Below are 21,246 nucleotides of genomic sequence, written 5' to 3'. Positions count from 1 at the left end.
ATCGACCATCACTTATTGGAAATGGTGCCATGTCCCTTACACTCTACCTCCACCCGCTTTCATCCTTCTGCCAGAAAGTTCTCATCGCGCTTTATGAAAATGAGACGCCTTTTGAAGCGGTTACGGTCAATTTTGGTGATGCTGAATCAAGAGAGGATTTCTTCTCCCGCTGGCCTGTCGGAAAAATTCCCTTGCTGCATGACAGTGCCACGGGCATGAATCTTCCCGAAACCAGCATCATAATTGAATATGTTCAGCAGCATTATCCTGGAGCGGCGCAGCTTTTGCCTGATGATGCAGAGCAGGCGTTGCAGGTGCGGCTTTGGGACCGCTTCTTCGATCTTTATGTCAACGTGCCGATGCAGCGGATCGTCGGCGAGAGGCTGCGGCCCAAAGACAGACTGGATCCGCATGGTGTCTCGGAAGCCTTTGCGATGCTGGATAAGGCCTATGCCCTTCTTGAAAAGCAGATGGCAGGGCGGCAATGGGTGGGGGCGGATCATTTCTCGATGGCTGATTGCGCGGCGAGCCCTGCCCTGTTTTACGCCTCCATCCTTCACCCGTTCAGCGATGACATGCCAAACACCAAGGCCTATTTCGAGCGGCTGATGGAGCGCCCGGCAATCAAGCGGACCATTGCAGAGGCGCGGCCCTATTTTCAGTATTTTCCATACAACGAGAAGATGCCGCCACGTTTCCTGCAAGGTTGAGGTCATAATGAAGGGTCTTATTTCATAAGGACACCGCATGGCCCTGCCTCAACCTGCCTCTTCCGCAATTCTTCGCCGTGGCGACCGCGTGCTGCTTGTGCGGCGCATCAATCCGCCATCGCAGGATATGTTCGCCTTTCCCGGGGGGCGTGGCGAGCCGGGCGAGACGCCGGAAGAGACGGCGCTGCGGGAACTTCAGGAAGAAACCGGCATTGTTGCGCGTCATCCACAGCTTTTCGCGACCTATGATCTGCCCAGCCATGACGCTGACGGACATTTGACCAGCCACTTTTTTCTCTCGGTCTACACTGTGGAGGCTGATGCGCAAGCCGTTGTGCTGGCGGCAGACGATGCTGCGGATGCGGGCTGGTACACGCTGGATGAAATCCGCCGTCTGCCCGCGCCTGATAGCGTTGTGGAATGCGCCGAACGTGTGCTGGGCCAGTTGCAATGCTGAGCAGAATCGCGGCTATCTGTGGCCAAGTTGTTGAAACGACATGTCGGGTAATGCGTAGACTGATGAAACGACGGATTTGGCTCTCTCTGCTTTTAAGCCTCGGCATGACCATGCCGTTGGCATCGCAGCTTGGTGCGCAGCCGTCTGTCAAATCTGTCCCACCCCCACCAGCACAAGACGAAAAGCCCGCCCCTTACGATAACCAGATGGCGCGGCTGTCTGAAATTCTGGGTGCCGTGCAGTATCTGCGCACGCTTTGCCCGGCCACCGGTTCGGAAGAGTGGCGCAAGGCGATGAGCGATCTCTTAGCGGCAGACACCGCCAATGAGCCGCAACGCAAGCAACGCATGACGGCTGCTTTTAACCGTGGTTACCGCACATTTGCGGCAGTGCACACGGCCTGCACACCGGCGGCCATCGCCGCAGAAGAGAAATACCGTATCGAAGGGGCAACACTGGCGCAAGAAATCGCGTCAAGGTTTGGAAATTAGAGGTTTATTAACCTCTTTTGGCCGCAGGCCGTGCCGTTTTGATAAAAGACTGTTAGAGTTGTTAACAGGGTGGTAACGAGTTGCCTGCCTGTCGAGGATGAAAGATGCAAACAAGCCGTAACGAAATCCACGATATGATCGTGCATGAAAAAATGCAGGTCGCTCTGGAACATCAGAACGAAGCATGGGCCGATGGTATGGCCGATGGCATCGAGCCGGAGATCATCGCAGACGCCGCTATTGCTTTGGCCATGCGTGAAACCATCCGTATGCACGGCGAAGCAGGCGCAGAAGCCATGCTGGAATCGCTACGCCAGCGGATGCTCGAGGGCGAATTTTCCCCTCATCGCATTATTCAATAAGCCGGAGTTCATTCATGTCTCGCTCTCGCAAGGGGCTTTTGCGGTCTTCTGCCGCTCTGTCCTTGATGCTGTCCCTGACGCTCGCCACTGTCAGCTTTACCCATAATGCCTACGCGCTGTCAGAACTGAGACCGGCTCAAAATCCGTCGAGCAGCGAAAGCGACAAGCCTGCGGACAAGCAGCAACCGGTAGAGCCCGAGGCAATCGAAGGTGATTCGGATGGCATTCCCCTGCCCGACCCGTTGGTAAACCGCTCCTCCGGCCAGCAGACAGCCCCGCAGCAGAATGATGCACCGCAGATTTCCGCGCAGATCGAACATGATATCAGCAAGGCACCTGAGCCTGTGCGCCGCCTGCGCCAGCTCATCATCGATGCAGCCTCCACCGGCGACATCGAAAAGCTGCGCCCGCTCGTCAATCCCGGCCCCAACCAGGCACGCGTGGATGGCGATGGTGAAGACCCGATTGCCGCGCTGAAAAGCTTCTCCGGCGATCCTGACGGGCTGGAAGTTCTTGCCATCATCATCGATCTTCTCTCCACCGGCTATGCCCATGTCGATGTCGGCACACCGGATGAAATGTATGTCTTCCCCTATTTCGCCGGAAAGTCGCTGACCACGCTGACGCCGCCGGAAAAGGTGGAGTTGCTGCGCATCATCACCGCAGGTGATCTGGCCGACATGCAGGAATATGGCAATTACAGCTTTTACCGCATCGGCATCTCCAAGGATGGCCAGTGGAAGTTCTTCACTGCAGGCGACTAGGTCACCGTGGCGACAGAAGTCTCTGCGCTTGCTGTTGCTGCTCAAAAACCCTAACTGTTCAGGTAACAACGAACCTGAACGGTAAAGCTAATGTCCTCCGCCTTTCTCAACGACCGCGCCTTCATCCATGTCTCCGGCACCGGAGCCACGGATTTCCTGCAAAATCTCATCACCCCCGATCTCGACACGCTGCCTGCTGGCGAAGCTCGCCCGGGCGCGCTCTTGACGCCACAGGGCAAGATCATGTTCGAGTTCCTGATCTGGCGCGATGGCGAAGGCTATGTTCTGGAAACGGGTACCGACCAGCAGGACGCACTGCTGCGCCGCCTGACCATGTATAAGCTGCGCGCACCGGTGGATTTGAAGGCGGACGAAGCCAAGGGTGCCAGTGTGTTCTGGGACGAAGCCGCTCCTGAAGGCGCGATCAAAGACAGCCGCTTTGCCAAGGCAGGCGTCGAACTCTATCGCTTGCCCGGCCACTCTGCCTCTGCCGACGCCTCCAGCTATCATGCCCTGCGCATCGCTAACGGCATCGTTGTCGCTGGTATCGATTACCCCCTGAGCGATGCCTTCCCGCATGATGTGCTGATGGACGTGAATGACGGCGTTTCCTTCAAAAAAGGCTGCTTCGTCGGCCAGGAAGTCGTCTCCCGCATGAAGCACCGTGGCACGGCACGTCGTCGCGTGGTCACTGTCATAGCAGAGGCAGATTTGCCCGCTACCGGCACTGACATCCTCGCGGGTGGAAAGCCCATTGGCACGCTCGGCACCGTCAGCGGAAAGCAGGGTCTGGCCATCATCCGAACGGACCGCGCTGCAGATGCCATGGCATCTGGCACCGATATCACCACCGGCGGCATTGCCGTGACTGTTGCCCTGCCCGCATGGAGCGGCCTCAGCTTTCCCGCTGTCGATCCGGCAGTCACTGCGGAAGACTGAACGTGGCGAGCGTTAAAACACCGCGCGCATGGCAGCGCATGCTTTCCGGCAGGCGGCTCGATCTGCTGGACCCTTCACCGCTCGATGTGGAACTGGCTGATATCGCCCACGGCCTTGCCCGTGTCGCACGCTGGAATGGCCAGACGCGTGGGGATCACGCCTTCTCCGTGGCGCAACACAGCCTCATTGTCGAAACTGTATTTTGCCGGATGAATGCTGCTGCCACGCCTGATGATATGCTGATGGCGCTGCTGCATGATGCGCCGGAATATGTCATCGGTGATATGATTTCGCCGTTCAAATCCGTTGTTGGTGGCGGTTACAAGAGCGTGGAAAAGCGGCTGGAGGCTGCCGTGCATCTGCGTTTTGCCCTTCCGCCGCACGCCAGCCGCGATCTCAAGGATCGCATCAAGAAAGCCGACACGGTGGCCGCCTATTTCGAGGCGACCGAACTTGCCGGCTTCTCCATGGCGGAAGCACAGAAATTTTTCGGCCTGCCGCGCGGAATTTCCAGAGACATGATCGAGATCGACCCCATGCCTGCCCTTGAAGCACAAAGCCGTTTCATCGCGCGCTTCGAAGCCATCGAACTGCTGCGGAAGGCCAAGGCATGACTGCTATCGTTGTTTGCCCTCTGTCACGCATCGGCGAAATGGCCGTGCGCCACAAGTCCCGTGAAATGGTGACACTGATTGCCAAGGAACAGGCCTTCCACCGCCCCGCCGTCATTGCCGCAGACAGGCATCTGACGCTGCAAATGAACGACATCACCTTCAAGGGCACCGACAAGCTGATTGCGCCTGACGATCTGCATGTCCAGCAATTGATCGATTTTGCCCGTGGCTGGGACCAATCCGCTCCGCTGCTGATCCATTGCTGGATGGGCGTGTCCCGCTCTCCGGCTGCGGCCATCATCGTTGCCCTCACAGTTCAGCCGGATCAGGACGATGCGGCGCTTGCCGCACGGCTTCGCAACGTTTCTCCCTATGCCACGCCCAACGCCCGCATCATCGAAATCGGTGACAGGTTGCTCGGTCGCGGCGGGGCGCTGGTGGCCGCGATCAAAAAAATCGGGCGCGGCGCGGATACGGATGGCAACGTGCCCTTCGTTTTGCCGGTCCACGCGTTTGCCGGGCAATGACGGTCACGAACTGGAAGCCAAACATGCTCCCAGTTCTCCAGACCGAAGATCACGCCGCAAATTTGCGACAGGCGTTTCACACATCAAACGGTAATAGACTGTGTCGATGTATTCTCGTCATCGCTGTCCACGGACTGATAGAACTTGGCAATGTCTTCCAGACGCGAGAGCAAATCTTCGAGGGAGTTTTCGAGTGCGCTGCCATCATCGCTGCCCATCGTGTCATCGATCGATATGGATGGCGGTGGCTCTTCCGCGCGCTGCTTTGCCGTCAGCTCTTCCAGGCTGATCGCACCATCGGCATCACCATCGACCGTGCCGAACAGGCTGGTCGCCGTTTCTTCCGTCACATCATCTGGTCGCCCAGCCAGAAACTCGGTTTGTGAAATGACACCATCGCCATTCGTATCCAGCGCAGACAGGGCGGAGGACGTGGATTCTTCACTGTCTGCCCGTCCCGAAGATGACTGGAAATGTCGTCCAGACTCTTGCGCCGCTAGCTCTTCGCTACTGATCGCGCCATCGCCATCACTGTCGAGCTCGGTGAACAGGCTACTCGACATCTCCTCCGTCACTTCGTCAGGGCGGCTGGCCGCAAACTCGGATTGAGACAGCGTACCGCTCTCATCCGTATCGAGGCTGGAGAAATAACTGGCCTTTGCCTGATCATCCGTTTCGCTCGATGTTTCGCCAGACGCCGCACTCTGCGAAAGATTGAGGATAAGGCTCATCAGCGTGGATAGAAACTGGTTGATCGCACTGCCGCTGTCCGCACTATCGGATGTTATATCGGAGCCGGAAGAGGAGCCCGATGACGACGCGCCGCTCTCATCATAATCGATGGTGTTTTCGCTTGCCTTGCCGGTGCCACTAAGGCTGCGACTATATTGATAACTGGACGTGGTTGAAATGGTGGTCATTCACAGCCTCCCTGCCGGAGCAAATGCTTTTCAGACAGTTTTGGGGGACATGTTCGCGCCACGCACTAAAAGCGAACGAGCACACCATATCCTGATTTGCGCGCCGCACAAAAAGGATTTGTTAACCATTATTTCTAATTGTTATTTCGAAAATCTAATAAAGTTTTAAGCGATTTACGCTGGCAACGTCGGAATCCAAAGAACAGTTTTTCTGTTTCGCAATGGAGCAAAACCGGCATCGCCTCGTTACCAATTCAGACAAAATCAGACAAGAGGTTAAGGTTTATGGACCAGCAGGCAACCGATATCATCGTCGCATCTCAGGCGGCACTTCGCCAGGCAAGCGCCCTGATGGTTCAATATTCCTTCTCGATCGTCGGTGCCCTTCTTCTTCTCATCGTTGGCTGGATTGCCGCGACCCTGCTTCAGCGCTGGTCCTTTGAAGGGCTGTCGCGCATTCGCGGTTTCGATGAAACGCTGGCGCGCTTCTTCTCCGGCATCGTTCGCTATGTCGTTCTCATCCTCGTGCTCGTCATGGTGCTGGGCCAGTTCGGCGTGCAAACCGCCTCCATCCTCGCCGCCCTCGGTGCCGCAGGTCTGGCCGTCGGCCTCGCACTTCAGGGAACGCTTCAGAACATCGCCGCCGGCATCATGCTGCTTGTGCTCCGCCCGTTTCGCGTTGGCGAATATATCGAAACGAGTGCCGTTACCGGCACCGTCGTTGAAATCGGCCTCTTCGCCACGGAGCTGAAAACCAGCGATGGCCTCTATCGCCTCGCACCCAACTCCACGCTCTGGAACGTGCCGATCACCAATTACAGCCGCTTCCCCTCCCGCCGCCACGAACTCAGTGTCACCGTGCCCAAGGGCGAAAGCACCGCCGATGCCCAATCCATGTTGATGACCGTCGCCCGCTCCGACAGCCGCGTGCTGCTGGACCCCGCCCCCACCACCTTCATCGATTCCGTCACCAATGACAGCGCAACAGTCACCCTGCGCTACTGGGCCCGCAGCGAAAACTGGTTCGCCACCACCCGCGACGTGACCAAGGCTTTGAAGACGGCGTTTGACGAGCGGGATATGCGCGTGAGCGAACAAGCAGCGGAGTAAATTTCAAAGAAAAGGCCGGTAAGAACCGGCCTTTTTCGTACCGGCAATTAGGATTACTGCCCCATCGTGGATCGATGCGCCCAGCCCGTCATCCGTCTCTCAACCCAGGCCATCAGCGCATACATGACGATACCTTCCACCGCCAGCATCAGGAGACCGGCGAAGACCAGAGGCACGTTGAACTGGCTTTGGGCGGAACTCATCATGTTGCCGAGGCCGTAATTGGAAGCGACCGTTTCCGACACGACGGAGCCGACGAAGGCGAGTGTGATGGCGATTTTGAGGGAGCCGAAGAAATAGGGCATGGAGCGGGGAATGCCGACCTTCAGCATGATGTCCATCTTTTTGGCACCCAGCGCCCGCAAAACGTCCTCGGTTTCCGGCTCGATGGTGGCAAGGCCGGTCGCGACGTTGACGACGATGGGGAAAAAGGAAATCAGGAAGGCCGTCAGCACCGCAGGCACGGTGCCGATGCCGAACCAGATGACGAGGATGGGCACCAGCGCGACTTTGGGAATGGCGTTGAAGCCGATCATCAGCGGATAAAGCCCGGCATAAATAGTCTTAGACCAACCGATGAAAAGGCCGATGCCGAGCCCGGCGATCACGGCCAGCGCAAAGCCCAGCGTCGTCGTATAGAGCGTTTGCAGCGAATTTTTCCAGATCGGTGACCAATACTGAACAATCGCCTGCCCCACCCGCACCGGCGATGGTAGTATCGTTTGCGGCATGCTCAGCGCATGAACCAGAAGTTCCCAGAAAGCGAACAGCGCGAGCGTATAAAGCCACGGCGCGGCCTTGACCCAATTCACACGAGCAACGAGTGGCTGGCGCGGTTCTGCGGCCACGGGGCGTTCGACAACCGCACTCATGCCGCCACCCTCGCCTTGGCGATTTCGCCATGCAATTGCTGAACCATTTCGTTGAAGCTCTTCTCATACATCAGATCGAGTTGGCGCGGACGGGCGAAAGGCACCTTGTGCTCGGCCAAAATCCTGCCTGGGCGCGCACTCATCACGAAAATCTTGTCGGCCAGGAAGGTCGCCTCGCGCAGATCATGGGTGACGAGAATGATGGTCACGCGTTTGGCAGCGTGCAGATCGCGGATGACGCACCACAATTCCTCGCGGGTGAAAGCATCCAGCGCGCCGAATGGCTCGTCCAGCATCAGCAGGTCGGGCTCGTGGATCAGCGCACGGCATAGATTGGCGCGCTGCTGCATGCCGCCGGAAAGCTGCCATGGAAACTTGGAGCCGAAGCCTTTCAGCCCGACAATTTCCAGCAGACGTTCCGCCTTGGCGACATATTCAGCCTTGTTGGCCCGCAGCCGGTGGCGATGTTTTTCAACGATTTCCAGCGGCAGAAGAATGTTTTCCAGTGTCGTGCGCCACGGCAGCATGGTTGGGTTCTGAAACGCCATGCCGACGATGGACACCGGTTCCGTGACCTGCTTGTTCGCGACGATGACATTGCCTTTTTGCGGAATATGCAGGCCGGTGACGAGCTTCATCAAGGTCGATTTGCCGCAACCGGATGGCCCGACGACGGCGGCGAACTGGCCCTTTCTGACCTTGAGATCGAGGCCTGAAACGGCAAGCGTGCCCGATGCCCCGCCATAGCGCATATCAACGCCATCGATTTCAACCAGATGAGGCATGCTTGTTCCTGTTTCTGAATTTCGCGGTCGGTCACCCTCGAGAGGCGACTTTAGTTTCCGTCATTCCGGCCTTGAGCCGGAATGCAGCAGCGTCGCGTCTGCGACGCAAAGAACCTTCTTGCGATCAAGGACTTGATCGCACTGGACCCCGGCTCAAGGCCGGGGTGACGGCGGTCTTAAGGTACTCGAGACAACTTCAAGGCAGCAGACGCTCATCCTTCGGCGGCAGATAGCTGGCATCGAAAACCTGTTCCGCCTTCACATTGCCCTTGAGGCCAACGGAGACTTTCAGCGTTTCCATGGAGGCCGCCAGCCGCGCCGGGTCCACGCCACCCATGCCGTTTTCAACCACGTAAGGCGTCTTGATGTTCATGGCGTTGGCCATGGTCAGGCGTTGCAATTCGATATCGCTGTTGAGCGTTTCGTTACGCTTCAGAACGGCGGCCACGTCCTCTTCCGGGTTTTTGACCGAATCGGCAAAACCCTTGGCCAACGCTTTCAGGAAACCCTTCACGGCCTCAGGATTTTTCTCTGCAAAATCAGTGTTTACCAGCACCGCATTGCCATAGAGATTCAAGCCATGCTCGGCCATCAGAATGGTGGAAATATCGTCGTCGGCGATGCCCTGCGCCTTCAGGTTCAGAATAACGGAGAAAGCAAAGCCGAAGACCGCATCCACGTCACCCTTTGCCAGCATCGGCTCACGCACTGGAAAGCCGATGGACTGGATATCGATCTTGCTGTCATCGATCTTTGCGACCTGCTTGAAGGCCTTCCACTGCGCAAAGGCGCCATCCGGCGGCGGTGCGCCCAGCTTCTTGCCTTCCAGTGATTTCGGATCACCCGTAACGCCCAAAGACTTGCGGCCAACGACGGCAAAGGTCGGGCGCTCATAGACCATGTAAACGGCCTTCACCTTCTGGGTCGGGTCTTCATCCAAGAATTTCATGACAGAATTGATGTCGCCGAAGCCCATCTGGTAAGCGCCAGTCGCGACGCGCGGAATGGCCTCGACCGAGCCGTTACCGCTGTCGATGGTTACATCCAGACCTTCGGCCTTGAAGTAACCCTTGTCCTGCGCCAGCAGGAAACCGGCGGCTGGGCCCTCGAACTTCCAATCGAGTGTGAATTTTATGGGTGTTTCCGCGAAGGCTGGGAGTGGAGCAGTTGCAATGGTTGCAAACATACCGATAGCGGCCAAAGCCGCTGTTTTTGATAACAGCCTTCGCGTCAACATTCTGATTTTTTCCCTCTGGAGATTTTTATCTCGTTGGGGCCATACAAACCAATTTGATCAGCGATAGCAAGTAAAAATCGCACATATTTTGCTCAAAATTTATATCGCACAAAATATAATCACCATTTATCAAACTTGCGTGCAACCGCATATTTCGCGGGCAACCACCTCACTTGTCACATGATTGTTCACAAGATGAACACATCGTTCTCAAGGCGCGGGATTGCCAAAAATCCCGCCTCAGAGAACATACCGCCATGAATGAAGACTTGGAGAACCGCTCATGACGTCTGCCCTTGGCATCCACCACATCACCATGATTACCCGCAAGGTGCAGGCCAACGTGGATTTCTACGTCGGTTTTCTGGGTCTGCGGCTGGCCAAGCGCACCGCTGGCTTTGAGGACGCGTTGCAGCTTCACCTGCTTTATGGAGATCACGCCGCCTCTCCCGGCTCCCTCCTGACATTTCTCGTCTGGGAAGATGGTGCACAAGGCCGGGTGGGTTATGGACAGACGCTGGAAGTGTCGCTCGCCATCGATCCCGGCAGTATCGGCTTCTGGCTGACGCGGGCGCTCTCTGCCGGTATTCGCACGGAAGGCCCGATGGAGGAATTCGGTGAGCCGGTCATTCGCCTGAAAGACCCTGACGGTATCATCCTGAAACTCGTCGGCACCCACGCTTTTCCAGAAGCGGCACCGCATGAGGCCCCGGGCATTCCGCTGGAACATGCCATTCGCCGCATTCGCGGTGCAACCATGCTGAGCGAAGTGCCGGAAGAAACCGAGAGTTTTCTGACCAAGCATTTCGGCTACATCAGCGTCAGCCAGCACGGCTCCATCCGCCGCACGGTTTCTGCCTCGGGCGACATCATCGATGTGCGGGATGCCACTGGTTTCTGGTCCAGCGCGCCCGGCACCGGCACGGTGGATCATATCGCCTTTCGCGCGGCGGATATGGACGAGTTGAATGAGACGCTCCAAGGGCTGAAATCGCTCAACTCCTCGCCGACGAATGCGCATGATCGCAAATATTTCCACTCGCTTTATGTCCGCGAGCCCGGCGACGTGCTGATCGAAATGGCGACGGATGGACCCGGCATGACGGTGGACGAACCGTTTGAGACAATGGGCGAGCAATTGTTCATCCCGCCGCTGTTCATGCGCGATGAAGAGGATGTGCGCGTGGCGCTGCCGCAGTTCTCGCTGCCGGGCGAAGAACGCGTCATCTACCGCGACCTGCCCTTCGTGCACCGCTTTCACACGCCTGCTAACCCGGATGGCAGCACGATCATTCTGCTGCACGGTTCCGGCGGCAGTGAAACCAGCCTCATGGCGCTGGCTCACACGGCCAATCCGCATGCCACGCTGCTGGGCGTGCGGGGACGCAGCACGGAAGAGGACATCGCCCGCTGGTTCCGCCGCTTTGCCGATGGCACGTTCGATCAGCGGGATATCACGTCGGAAGCCGAAGCCTTTGCCGCCTTCATGGAAGGGGCAATGCACGCCTATGGACTCGAGAAGAGCAAGCTCAGCTTCATCGGCCATTCCAATGGCGCGAATTTCCTCGCGGCCTTCTTTGCGCTTTACCCGGAATTTGCCGCCCATGCCCTGCTTTTGCGGCCCATGCCGGTGCTGACGCATTGGCCGGAAGCCGATCTCTCCGGCACGCGCTTCTCGCTGGCGGCGGGCGAAACGGACCGCTACCGCGACAGGGCTGACGCATTGAAACAGCACCTGATCGACAATGGCGCAGACGCGGAAGTGACCGTTCTGCCGCATGGTCACGAACTGGGTCTAGACGATGTGGAGCTTGCCAAACGATGGGCGAAAGCCTTGCCCACAACCGGTCTTGCATAAACAGCTAAAAAGGGCTTAAAAAACAGGACCATATTCGGGGTTCTTATGACACTGTTCCTGTTTCTGCTCATCATCGGCTATGTCGTTGCCTTCTTCTATACGCTGAATGCCAGCATTAAGAACTCCCGACGGCTGACCGCCGTCGAGGCAGAATTGACGGCGCTGAAAGCACAGATCGCTTCGGGTGGGGTGGCGCTTGCAGCACCATCTCAAGACGCGACCTTACCCACCGAGGAAGAGGCGGAAGCAGCGGCGGCTCAGAGTGAAGCCGTTGAAGAGACTGCGGACGAACAGCCGCCCATCGCCGCGCAGGTTGCGGCAGATGAGCCAGTGACCGAAGCGGCACCGGAAGCCTTCACGTTACCTGCCACACCTGCCCGCCCGAAAGAAAGCTTCGAAAGCAGGCTCGGTGCGCGCTGGGCGGTCTGGGCCGGTGGTCTGGCGCTGGCGCTTGGCGGCATTTTCCTGGTCAAATACTCCATCGAAAGCGGCCTTCTCAGCCCCGCCGTGCGGCTGGCCATGGCGGCGATCTTCGGCCTGCTACTGGCGGCAGCCGGCGAAGCCATCCGTCGCAAAATGGTGCCGGGCATCGCAAACGCCTATTCCAATGCCATGATTCCCGGCGTGCTTACGGCAGCAGGCGCGCTGACGCTGTTCGGCGTCACCTACGCGGCTTACGGAATTTACGAGTACATCGGGCCAACCACGGCATTCATTCTGCTGGCGCTTGTCGGCTTTGCCACCATCGCGCTTTCGCTATTGCATGGGCAGGCGCTGGCTGGGCTTGGCCTTCTCGGCTCCATGGTCACCCCTGTGCTGATCTCCACCGAAAGCCCCAATATCTGGGCGCTGTTCGGCTTCCTCACCGCCTCGTGGCTTGCCACGGCTGCCGCCTCGCGCAGCCAGCGCTGGCATATGGTTCCGGCACTTGCCAATATCGGGCTTGGCCTCTGGGCCATCGGCTACATGGTGTTTGCGCCCATTATCGAGGCCGAACCCGTTGTCGCCAGCCTGATCGCCATGATTGCCGGTTCGATCTGGATTTGGCCCGGAAAATACCCCGGCCAGCCGCGTGACATGACCATTTATGCGCCGCGTTCCGACAGCTATCTTCCCGTTGTCGCAGAACTGCTTAGCCGCCTCCCAGCCAGCCTCGGCGTGGCCCTGTCTCTGGCGGTGGTACTCCCGGCGCTCGCCTTCTCCGTCATTGAAACAGCGATCACGATGCACCCGGCCTTCGCCATGGCCGTTCTCATTTTGGGTCTGGCGGCACTGGGCGCGGGCCGTAATTATGCCGTCTGGCCCGCCATTTTCGCGTCCATCGCAGCACTTGGCTGCGCCAATCTGCTGGCCGGTTTCGGCATCAATTATATGCCCATGCTGGGTGATGCGACGACCGCGCTTTCCACTGCTGACGCGGTTGCTGTGCAAGGACCGGTCACGCGGATATTGGGCATTCTCTTTCTGCTGTTTTCCTGGCAGGCCGTGCGCAGCAAAACGTCAAACGACCCATCCTTCGGCACACTTTGGGCCGTCATCGGCTCGGTCGTCCCGCTTGGTCTCGGCATCATCAGCTTCGTGCAATATGGCAACCTCTCCCGCGACTGGCTGCATGCCGCTTATGGCCTGGCGGTCGGGCTCGTTTTGCTGGGCAGCGCCTACCGGCTGGACCGCAAGGCGGATGATGCTTTCGTCGGGCCTATCAACGTCATGGTGTTCGGCTCGTTTCTGGCCTTCACCTTCCTCGTCCATACGCTCACCGAAGGACTTGCGACCACCATCCTCATCCCCGTCATCGGCTTTGCCTATGTGCTGGGCGCGCGGCGCTGCTCCTGGGCCGCACTGCCATGGGTCATGGCGCTGGCTTCCCTCATCGTTCTCGGTCGCATTGCGTGGGAACCGACCATTGTCGGCCCGCAGAACCTTGGCACGACGCCGGTCTTTAATGCGCTGCTGCCCGGTTACGGTGTTCCGGCCCTGCTCGCCATCGCATCCGCATGGCTGTTGCGCGACTGGCCGGGTGTGCGGGCAAGGAATTTCCTGCAGGCCATCGCCAGCCTCATGGGCCTCTTGGCCATCGCCATCCTCGTGCGCCATGCCATGAATGGCGGTGTTCTCAACGACACCGTGCCGACACTCGGCGAACAGTCCATCTACACGCTGCTGACCATCGGCATGTCTGGCGTGCTGATGACGCTGGATATGAAAAGCCCAAGCCCGATCTTCCGTTATGGCTCCATGCTGGCGGGTGTCATCGCCATGTTCAATGTGCTGGTCGCGCATTTCTTTGTGCTCAACCCTTACTTTACTGGCGAAAACACCGGGCCTTGGCCGTTCCTCAACCTGCTGCTGATCGGCTATCTGCTTCCGGCCATCGCCTATGCCGGGCTGTCCTGGTATGCGCGCGGCAAACGCCCGGTGGCCTATGTCACGCTGCTGGCTCTCTCGGGTGCCGCACTCGGCTTTGCCTGGGCAACGCTCTCCGTGCGCCGCTTCTGGCAGGGCGAGAATATCGCGGACTGGAAGGGCTTTCTTCAGGGCGAAACCTACAGCTACTCCGTCGTCTGGCTGGTCATCGGCGTTCTGCTGCTCGTTCTCGGCTCCCGCTTCAATGCCAAGAGCCTGCGGCTTGCCTCGGCAGCTCTCGTTCTACTGGCCGTTGCTAAGGCTTTCCTCATCGATATGAGCAATCTGGAAGGCGTACTGCGCGCCCTATCCTTCATCGGCCTTGGCGTGGTGCTGATCGGCATCGGACTGTTCTACCAGAAGATATTGACCGCCCAACCCAAGCCGGAGGAAGCGCAGGGGTGATTGCGCCTGCTTTCCCCGCGTCTTAAAAGCAACGGTCAAGACGGGGGAATCACATGCAGGCACAAGCCTTTGCGCCTTACGAACAGCTTGCCGAAACGCTGATGCCGCATGCGGCGGAAGGCGACGACGGATCGCACGATCTGGCGCATATCCACCGCGTGTTTCGCAATGCCATGCGCATTCACGCGCAGGAAGGCGGCAACGGCACAGTGCTGGCGGTAAGCGTGCTGCTGCATGATTGTGTGGCCGTGGAAAAGAACTCCCCACTGCGCGCTCAGGCTTCGCGGCTGGCAGCGGAAAAAGCCTCCGGCATTCTCCGTGACCTTGGCTGGGAAGACACGGACATCAAGGCCGTCGCGCACGCCATTCTGACCCATAGTTTCTCCGCCAATATCGCGCCGGAAACGCCGGAGGCCAAAATCCTTCAGGATGCGGACCGACTGGATGCCATCGGCATGGTGGGTGCGGCCCGCTGTTTCTACATTGCGGGGCGCATGGGCTCGGCTCTTTACGATCCCGCCGATCCGCTGGCAAAGAACCGCCCGCTTGACGACCGGCGCTTTGCCATCGACCATTTCGAAAACAAGCTGTTCAAGCTGGCAGACGGTTTCCAGACCGAAGCCGGACGGCAGATCGCCAAGGAACGGCACGAGCGGTTGAAGCAGGTTCTCGACCTGTTTCTGGATGAGATATGAGGCCCATCATGCGTATTACCGAACTCAACATCTACCCGCTGAAAAGCGCCCGCGGCATTTCGCTGTACGAAAGCCGTATCACAGCGGAAGGCCTGCCTGGCGACCGCCGCGCCATGCTGGTCGATCCATCCGGCCAATTCATCACCCAGCGCGAACTGCCCGAGATCGCCCAACTCATCGTCAAGGCTGAAGGAGCGGGTTTCCATCTTGCCATTGATGACAAGGGTGAAATTCTGGCTCTGCCATCCGGCAATCGCCTCGACGCAACGGTCTGGAAGTCCGTGGTGGATGCCGCCGTCGCCACGGATGACGTCAACCTCACGCTGTCCGGCTGGCTCAAGCGCGATGTGAAGCTCGTCTTTTTCGATGAGCAGTCACGCCGCATCGCCAGCCCGGAATGGGCAGGAAACGACTCGCCGGTCACTTTCGCAGACGGCTACCCGATCCTCGTCACCACCACGGCATCCCTTGCCGCGCTCAATGAGAACATGGCCGCCAATGGCGAGGACCATGTCGGTATGGAGCGGTTCCGCCCCAATATCGTGCTGGAGACGGATGAGCCTTGGGCCGAAGACCGCTGGGCCGCGCTTGAGATCAACGGCATCCGCTTCGACCTCGTCAAGCCTTGTGCCCGCTGCATCATGACCACGCAGGATCAGACGACCGGCTCCCGCGACGTGCCCTCCCCCATGAAAGCGATGGGCCGCCTGCGCATGTCCGCCGACCGCCGCGTTCCCGGCCCACTGTTCGGCTGGAATGTGACGCCGCGCGGCGAAGGCGCGATTGCGGTGGGGGATGTGGCGCGCGTTGTGGAAGAGCGTGTGGAAGGCTGGGCGTTCAAACGACGGGGATGAACTCCATTCCCCGTCGATCGCCTTATTTAGAAAAGACTTTTATTGAGCACCCTGCGCATGGGGATGCACTATTTGGCAACCAATACAAAATCATATAGACGATTTTTACATAAGTCTAAATCCGTACAATTTTATTTTAAGCTTTCGGAATTAATATTTTTATTTACTATTCGGATTCACGTTGTTTTAGGTCAACGTATTTTAATTAAAGTTACATTTAATATTTGAAACATCTAAATAAGATGAAGATAAAAATCTGGACGATGACTGTAATGTCGCTTTTGGCTAGCCCAATGGGGCCTGCACACGCTGAAGATACTTCGCTGACGGGCTCATGGAAGCTTGTTAGCTATGAGGTCGAATCCCAATCCACCGGTAAAAAAATCCCCGCAATGGGCGATCGTCCGTCCGGGCGGGTTATTTTCACAGAGGATCACCGCGTTTCCTTCGTGCTAACAGGAGAAGGCAGGAAAGCTGGCGGCACGGACGCAGATAAGGCGGCGCTGTTAAACACATTGGTTGCCTATACTGGTATAGAGACGATCAAGACGAATGAATGGTGCACCCATGTCGAAGCGTCATGGAACCCGGAATGGGTCGGCACAACGCAGTGTCGCGAATTCCGTCGCACCGGCGACCGGCTGGAGGTGTTCACACCTTGGCGGCAGATGCCCAATTGGCCTGGCACGACGCGTTCCATCGTTGTGTTCACGCGCGACAAATAAAATTCAACTCAAGAAGGGCTCCATCATCAGGTGGGGCTCTTTCATGGAACTGCGCACCGCTCGACACCTGAAACAATCCCATCAGTCATTCTCATTCCATCTTCAAGAAAAGTCGCTGGAGAGATCGGTGAACAAGGGCTAATATTCCCCGATCGACCGGGGAACATCCATGTCCAATACAAAACGAATCACCAGCCAGCCTATGCCTTGGCTCATCATCGTCGCTGGCTCGCTGATTGCCGTGCTGACCTTCGGGCCTCGTTCGGCCATGGGTTTCTTTCAGCTGCCCATGCTGGCAGATACGGGGTGGGATCGCTCCACCTTCGGTTTCGCCATGGCTCTGCAGAACCTGTTCTGGGGTCTTGGCCAGCCGTTCTTTGGCGCGTTGGCGGATAAATTCGGCACGGGCCGCGTGCTGGTCCTATCAGGCCTGATCTATGCGGCTGGGCTTGTGTGCATGTCGGTGGGCACATCTCCGCTGTGGCTGCATCTGGGTGGCGGCGTTCTTGTCGGGCTTGGCATTGCGGCAGGTTCGTTCAGCGTCATTCTCTCGGCCTTTGCGCGGCATGTAACGCCGGAGCAACGCTCCATGGCCTTCGGCATCGGCACGGCTGCCGGGTCTGCCGGCATGTTCATCTTTGCGCCCATCAGCCAGGGTCTGATTTCCACCTATGGATGGTCGGACAGCCTTGTGTGGCTGGCGGCAATCATGCTGATCGTGCCGCTGCTGGCATGGCCGTTACGGGGCAATTCCTCATCCGGCACGCAGTCTCAGGCGCAGTTCAAGCAAACAGCCGCGCAGGCGCTGAAGGAAGCGCTGGGCCATAAGAGCTACCTCCTGCTGACCACGGGCTTTTTCGTCTGCGGCTTTCAGGTCGCCTTCATCACCGCGCATTTCCCCGCCTATCTCGGCGATATCGGTATCGAACCGCGCTATGCGGTCATCGCCATGGCGTTGATCGGCTTTTTCAATATCGCGGGCTCGCTTGCCGCCGGTTTCATCGCCCAGCGTTATTCCAAGCCCTATCTTCTGGCCTACATCTATATCGGCCGCTCCATTGCCGTCACCGCATTCCTGCTGCTGCCGCAAACGCCGCTATCGGTCATCATATTCGCTGCCGTGATGGGTATTCTGTGGCTTTCCACCGTGCCGCCGACAAACGGCCTCGTCGCGATCATGTTCGGCACGCGCCACCTCGGCATGCTGGGCGGCGTCGTGTTTCTGTCGCACCAGATCGGCTCGTTCCTCGGTGTGTGGCTGGGTGGCTTCCTTTATGACAAGCTCGGCTCTTACGATGTCGTGTGGTGGCTGGGTGTCGTCATGGGCCTGTTTGCCGCCGTCGTGCACTGGCCAATCGAAGAGCGCGCCGTGGTTCGACCGGCTATCGCCTGACGACAAGGCTCAGCCAGCCTTATCCAACGCCTTCAATGCCGCCTGCACGAAACCGTCGCGGGTGGCATTTTCGTTGAGGCCACGCGGCTCGTAAACATGCCGGTGCAGAAAGTGTCCCGTCAGGCGAAAGGCAGCAGCAAGGCTTTCGCTGTCGGCTGCCTTGGAGTGTTCGGTGCTGAGAAACTGCGGCAGAGCCAGCAAGCGCGTGGCATAGGGCGCGCCGGCGGTGCGGCACACGGCCCTGCCCGTCTTGGGCGATACATAGACCAGATCACTGCGCAGACCAGTGGCCGCACATTCGTTGAGATCGAGCCCGAAGCCCAGATCATCCAGAACAGCCAGTTCGAAGCGCACGAAGAGTTCCCCGGCATCGGCAGGGTCGGCGAGATTGTCGAGAATCACATCCAGCGCGTCGTAAAGATGCGGGTGCGGATCTCGTTCCGGCAACAGGCGCAGCAAGGCGGCCATGGCCTGAACGCCGTAAACGGCGGTTGCCGTTTCCATTAGCTGTCCGGCGCGCAACTGTAGCGGTTCGATACGAAAGTCGCCCAGATGATCGTCAAGACGTGCCCGCCACGTGACATCGACACGGTTGCCGGGCTGAAGCACCGGCTGCATGGCGCGGGAACGACCTGAACGCACCAAACCCAGATGGCGCCCACGGGTGCGCGTCATCAATTCGGCAATGACGCTCGTCTCGCCGTGGCGCTTTACGCCCAGAATAATAGCATCGTCCTGCCACTGCATGGAATGGTTCGCTTAATGTGCCGCTTCAAGCAGGGATTATAACCGATCCGGCGCAGCGGCGCTTAACTTTCGTGGCCCATGATGCGGGTGACGAAAGCCTTCAGTTCCACCTCGCCAAACGGCTTGTCCAGAAGGTGAGAATTGGCGAAATCTGGCGGAAAGCCGCTGGTATCGCCATAGCCGCTGACAAAGCCGAAGGGAATCGAATGCTCGCGCAAATGGCGTGCAAGCTCATAGCTCATGCCATCGGACAAGCTGACGTCCAGAAGCACACAGTCTGGCCGCGCCCGCGAAAGTGATTCCTTGGCTTGAAACAACGTCGTCGCGATATCGATGGTGTTCACGCCCATGGACTGAAGGGACGTCTCGACATCCATCGCAACTAAATATTCGTCCTCGACGATGAGAACCCGTTGAGGCAACATTTCTTATCTTCCTCAAGGCGCGACGCAACCGCGACTGCAATAAATTTCCGCGACTGCGGAATCAATGGTTTTATGACATCGCAGATAGGCTGGTGCTAGTCATTTAAAAAAGACATAGCAGAACGAATGGAGAATACATCAGAAAACTCTAAATAAACGGTCTCGCCTTGCGGTTATCCGGCTCCCAACTGGCAGCTTGTGCCAATCCGTCATTGTCCAGCACGAGGCATCCCTTGTCCGTCCAGCGGATGAGGCCACGATCCGCAAGTTTGCGAAGTGTCTTATTTGTATGAACGATGGAAAGTCCAAGCGTATCAGCCACATGCTGCTGCGTGACGGGGATTGGCCCATCCTTTTCCAGAAGCCCTACCCTTGCCGCCTTATTGTAAAGAAACGCCAGCAGATAGGCCGCCCGCTCCAGCGCCGTGCGCCTGCCGACGCTCAGCAGATGGCTATCCAGCATGCGCTCTTCGCTGGCGGCAATCCAGGTAATGTCATAGGCAAGTGACGGGTGATCGCCGAAAAGACTGCTCAGCCGACCACGCTCGAACACACACAATGTCACGGGAGACAGCGCCTCGACGGAGTGCTGCATCTCCCCCATCACCGTGCCCTGCAAACCAACAAGATCGCCCGGCATCAGATAGTTGAGAATCTGGCGCCGGCCATCCTCCAGGGTTTTGTAGCGGAAACCCCATCCGCTCAGCACGGTGTAAAGGTGAGCACTGTGGGAGCCTTCCATCAGCACGATGGCGCCTGGCTCCACGGAAAGTTCCCCCGTTTTGAAACGGGAGACGAAATCCAGCTCAGGCGGGGAAAAATCCCGGAAATGTTTGAGGCCGCGCAAGGGACATTGCTCGCAGGGCGTGGTTGAAAATCCGTTGGGCTTTTTGGGCGACATGAATATCCGTAAACAACAAAACCGATAACGCTATCAAAGGCTTCAACCCGTACGCCCGCTTTCGGTTCCGTTGCGGACAATCAGTTTCGCGGAAACTCCAGACCCATTTCCCGGAAACGTTCCGGATCATCGCCCCAGTTCTCACGCACCTTCACGAACAGGAACAGGTGAACCTGCTGCTCGAGGATTTCAGACAGCTCCTTGCGGGATGCGGTCGAGATCGCCTTGATCGCGTCGCCGTTCTTGCCAAGCGCGATTTTCTTCTGGCTGTCCCGCTCGACGTAGATGACTTGCTCGATGCGAACAGAGCCGTCCTTGCGCTCTTCCCACTTTTCGGTTTCGACGTGGGAGGCGTAGGGAAGCTCCTGATGCAGGCGCAGGAAAAGCTTCTCGCGGGTGATTTCGGCGGCCAGCTGACGCATTGGCAGGTCGGAAATCTGGTCTTCCGGGTAATACCACGGGCCCTGCGGTAACTCTTCCGAGAGATAATCCATCAGATCATCGCAGCCGGAACCGGTGGTAGCCGAGATCATGAAGGTGCGGTCGAAGGACACGACCTCGTTTGCCGCAGAGGCAAGCTTCAGCAGGTCTTCGCGCTGAACCTGGTCGATCTTGTTCAGGCAGAGAATCTTGGTCTGCTTGACGTCTTTCAGGCCTTCAAGAATCGTCTGCGCATCGCCCTTCAGGCCACGTTCGCTGTCTATCAGCAAGAGAATGACGTCGGCATCCTTGGCGCCGCCCCATGCGGAGGTGACCATGGCGCGGTCCAGCCTGCGGCGGGGTTTGAAAATGCCGGGCGTGTCCATGAAAACGATCTGGGCATTGTTATGGATCGCAATGCCGCGCATCACCGCACGCGTCGTCTGCACCTTGTGGCTGACGATGGAAACCTTGGCGCCAACGAGGCGGTTGACCAGCGTGGACTTGCCAGCATTGGTCGGGCCGATCAGCGCAACGAAGCCGGAATGGGTCGGTCTGGTTTCGCCAGCGTCTGTACCGTTGTCTTCACCCGGCGCGGCGTCGAATTCATTCTCTGTCATGGGTATCCA

23 protein-coding genes are annotated in these 21,246 nt (G+C 58.2%); 15 read left to right on the top strand and 8 right to left on the bottom strand.

The window, feature by feature from the left end; genetic code table 11:
• Nucleotides 1–29: 29 nt before the first annotated feature.
• The 8 genes from AC27VJ_RS04860 to AC27VJ_RS04825 all read left to right on the top strand — a co-directional run bounded on the left by AC27VJ_RS04860 (nt 30) and on the right by AC27VJ_RS04825 (nt 4,864).
• Entirely contained in the window at nt 30–710 is a 681-nt protein-coding gene (locus tag AC27VJ_RS04860) for a glutathione S-transferase family protein (protein ID WP_488683020.1), read from the top strand.
• Between the two features lie 37 nt (nt 711–747).
• Nucleotides 748–1,167 (top strand): NUDIX hydrolase, encoded by a 420-nt coding sequence (locus AC27VJ_RS04855; RefSeq protein WP_488683019.1) that lies wholly within the window; start codon nt 748–750, stop codon nt 1,165–1,167.
• 62 nt (nt 1,168–1,229) lie between these two features.
• Entirely contained in the window at nt 1,230–1,658 is a 429-nt protein-coding gene (locus tag AC27VJ_RS04850) for a TIGR02301 family protein (RefSeq protein ID WP_353576336.1), read from the top strand.
• Between the two features lie 104 nt (nt 1,659–1,762).
• A complete protein-coding gene (locus tag AC27VJ_RS04845; protein ID WP_111841631.1) occupies nt 1,763–2,020 on the top strand; it encodes a hypothetical protein in 258 nt (85 codons plus the stop codon).
• 14 nt (nt 2,021–2,034) lie between these two features.
• Nucleotides 2,035–2,784, top strand: coding sequence for a hypothetical protein (locus AC27VJ_RS04840; RefSeq protein ID WP_488683018.1), 750 nt, complete (start codon nt 2,035–2,037; stop codon nt 2,782–2,784).
• A gap of 90 nt (nt 2,785–2,874) precedes the next feature.
• Nucleotides 2,875–3,723, top strand: coding sequence for a CAF17-like 4Fe-4S cluster assembly/insertion protein YgfZ (gene ygfZ / locus AC27VJ_RS04835; RefSeq protein WP_488683017.1), 849 nt, complete (start codon nt 2,875–2,877; stop codon nt 3,721–3,723).
• Between the two features lie 2 nt (nt 3,724–3,725).
• Nucleotides 3,726–4,337: a YfbR-like 5'-deoxynucleotidase gene (locus AC27VJ_RS04830; protein ID WP_488683016.1), complete on the top strand. Its 612-nt coding sequence runs from the start codon at nt 3,726–3,728 to the stop codon at nt 4,335–4,337.
• Nucleotides 4,334–4,864: a tyrosine phosphatase family protein gene (locus tag AC27VJ_RS04825; protein WP_488683015.1), complete on the top strand. Its 531-nt coding sequence runs from the start codon at nt 4,334–4,336 to the stop codon at nt 4,862–4,864. The genes AC27VJ_RS04830 and AC27VJ_RS04825 overlap by 4 nt, the downstream gene beginning before the upstream one ends.
• 83 nt (nt 4,865–4,947) lie before the next feature.
• On the opposite strand, the gene AC27VJ_RS04820 is transcribed toward AC27VJ_RS04825, so the two are convergent.
• Nucleotides 4,948–5,784 carry an EF-hand domain-containing protein gene (locus tag AC27VJ_RS04820; protein WP_488683014.1) on the bottom strand — a complete coding sequence of 279 codons (837 nt, stop codon included), beginning with the start codon at nt 5,782–5,784 and terminating at the stop codon, nt 4,948–4,950.
• A gap of 285 nt (nt 5,785–6,069) precedes the next feature.
• Between AC27VJ_RS04820 and AC27VJ_RS04815 the strand changes: the two genes are divergently transcribed.
• Nucleotides 6,070–6,894 carry a mechanosensitive ion channel family protein gene (locus AC27VJ_RS04815; RefSeq protein WP_488683013.1) on the top strand — a complete coding sequence of 275 codons (825 nt, stop codon included), beginning with the start codon at nt 6,070–6,072 and terminating at the stop codon, nt 6,892–6,894.
• Between the two features lie 53 nt (nt 6,895–6,947).
• Here AC27VJ_RS04815 and AC27VJ_RS04810 read toward each other — a convergent pair whose 3' ends face one another.
• The 3 genes from AC27VJ_RS04810 to AC27VJ_RS04800 form a co-directional block, all read right to left on the bottom strand.
• Nucleotides 6,948–7,766 carry an ABC transporter permease gene (locus AC27VJ_RS04810; protein WP_488683012.1) on the bottom strand — a complete coding sequence of 273 codons (819 nt, stop codon included), beginning with the start codon at nt 7,764–7,766 and terminating at the stop codon, nt 6,948–6,950.
• On the bottom strand, nt 7,763–8,551 hold the full coding sequence (locus AC27VJ_RS04805; RefSeq protein WP_162727722.1) for an ABC transporter ATP-binding protein: 789 nt from the start codon (nt 8,549–8,551) through the stop codon (nt 7,763–7,765). The genes AC27VJ_RS04810 and AC27VJ_RS04805 overlap by 4 nt, the downstream gene beginning before the upstream one ends.
• A gap of 196 nt (nt 8,552–8,747) precedes the next feature.
• Nucleotides 8,748–9,788 carry an ABC transporter substrate-binding protein gene (locus AC27VJ_RS04800; protein ID WP_488683011.1) on the bottom strand — a complete coding sequence of 347 codons (1,041 nt, stop codon included), beginning with the start codon at nt 9,786–9,788 and terminating at the stop codon, nt 8,748–8,750.
• A gap of 283 nt (nt 9,789–10,071) precedes the next feature.
• Here AC27VJ_RS04800 and AC27VJ_RS04795 point away from each other — a divergent pair, with 283 nt between their 5' ends.
• The 6 genes from AC27VJ_RS04795 to AC27VJ_RS04770 all read left to right on the top strand — a co-directional run bounded on the left by AC27VJ_RS04795 (nt 10,072) and on the right by AC27VJ_RS04770 (nt 18,124).
• Nucleotides 10,072–11,646, top strand: coding sequence for a VOC family protein (locus AC27VJ_RS04795; RefSeq protein WP_488683010.1), 1,575 nt, complete (start codon nt 10,072–10,074; stop codon nt 11,644–11,646).
• Nucleotides 11,647–11,697: 51 nt separating this feature from the next.
• Nucleotides 11,698–14,457: a DUF2339 domain-containing protein gene (locus AC27VJ_RS04790; protein WP_488683190.1), complete on the top strand. Its 2,760-nt coding sequence runs from the start codon at nt 11,698–11,700 to the stop codon at nt 14,455–14,457.
• Nucleotides 14,458–14,510: 53 nt separating this feature from the next.
• Nucleotides 14,511–15,152: an HD domain-containing protein gene (locus tag AC27VJ_RS04785; RefSeq protein ID WP_488683009.1), complete on the top strand. Its 642-nt coding sequence runs from the start codon at nt 14,511–14,513 to the stop codon at nt 15,150–15,152.
• 8 nt (nt 15,153–15,160) lie between these two features.
• Nucleotides 15,161–16,006: an MOSC domain-containing protein gene (locus tag AC27VJ_RS04780; RefSeq protein WP_488683008.1), complete on the top strand. Its 846-nt coding sequence runs from the start codon at nt 15,161–15,163 to the stop codon at nt 16,004–16,006.
• A gap of 242 nt (nt 16,007–16,248) precedes the next feature.
• Nucleotides 16,249–16,731 carry a lipocalin-like domain-containing protein gene (locus tag AC27VJ_RS04775; RefSeq protein ID WP_488683007.1) on the top strand — a complete coding sequence of 161 codons (483 nt, stop codon included), beginning with the start codon at nt 16,249–16,251 and terminating at the stop codon, nt 16,729–16,731.
• Nucleotides 16,732–16,900: 169 nt separating this feature from the next.
• Complete coding sequence (locus AC27VJ_RS04770) at nt 16,901–18,124, top strand: MFS transporter (protein ID WP_488683006.1); 1,224 nt, start codon at nt 16,901–16,903, stop codon at nt 18,122–18,124.
• Between the two features lie 9 nt (nt 18,125–18,133).
• Here the strand turns inward: AC27VJ_RS04770 and recO are convergent, their stop codons facing one another.
• The 4 genes from recO to era all read right to left on the bottom strand — a co-directional run bounded on the left by recO (nt 18,134) and on the right by era (nt 21,237).
• On the bottom strand, nt 18,134–18,871 hold the full coding sequence (gene recO, locus AC27VJ_RS04765; RefSeq protein ID WP_488683005.1) for a DNA repair protein RecO: 738 nt from the start codon (nt 18,869–18,871) through the stop codon (nt 18,134–18,136).
• Between the two features lie 62 nt (nt 18,872–18,933).
• Nucleotides 18,934–19,296 (bottom strand): response regulator, encoded by a 363-nt coding sequence (locus AC27VJ_RS04760; RefSeq protein WP_113087125.1) that lies wholly within the window; start codon nt 19,294–19,296, stop codon nt 18,934–18,936.
• Between the two features lie 148 nt (nt 19,297–19,444).
• Nucleotides 19,445–20,197: a Crp/Fnr family transcriptional regulator gene (locus tag AC27VJ_RS04755; RefSeq protein WP_488683004.1), complete on the bottom strand. Its 753-nt coding sequence runs from the start codon at nt 20,195–20,197 to the stop codon at nt 19,445–19,447.
• 80 nt (nt 20,198–20,277) lie between these two features.
• Entirely contained in the window at nt 20,278–21,237 is a 960-nt protein-coding gene (gene era, locus AC27VJ_RS04750) for a GTPase Era (RefSeq protein ID WP_488683003.1), read from the bottom strand.
• Nucleotides 21,238–21,246: the final 9 nt, after the last annotated feature.

Source organism: Agrobacterium sp. 20P9.1.2 (genome assembly GCF_057799395.1).
Note: the sequence above shows the minus strand (reverse complement) of the source record. Positions and strands in the feature narration are given on the sequence as shown.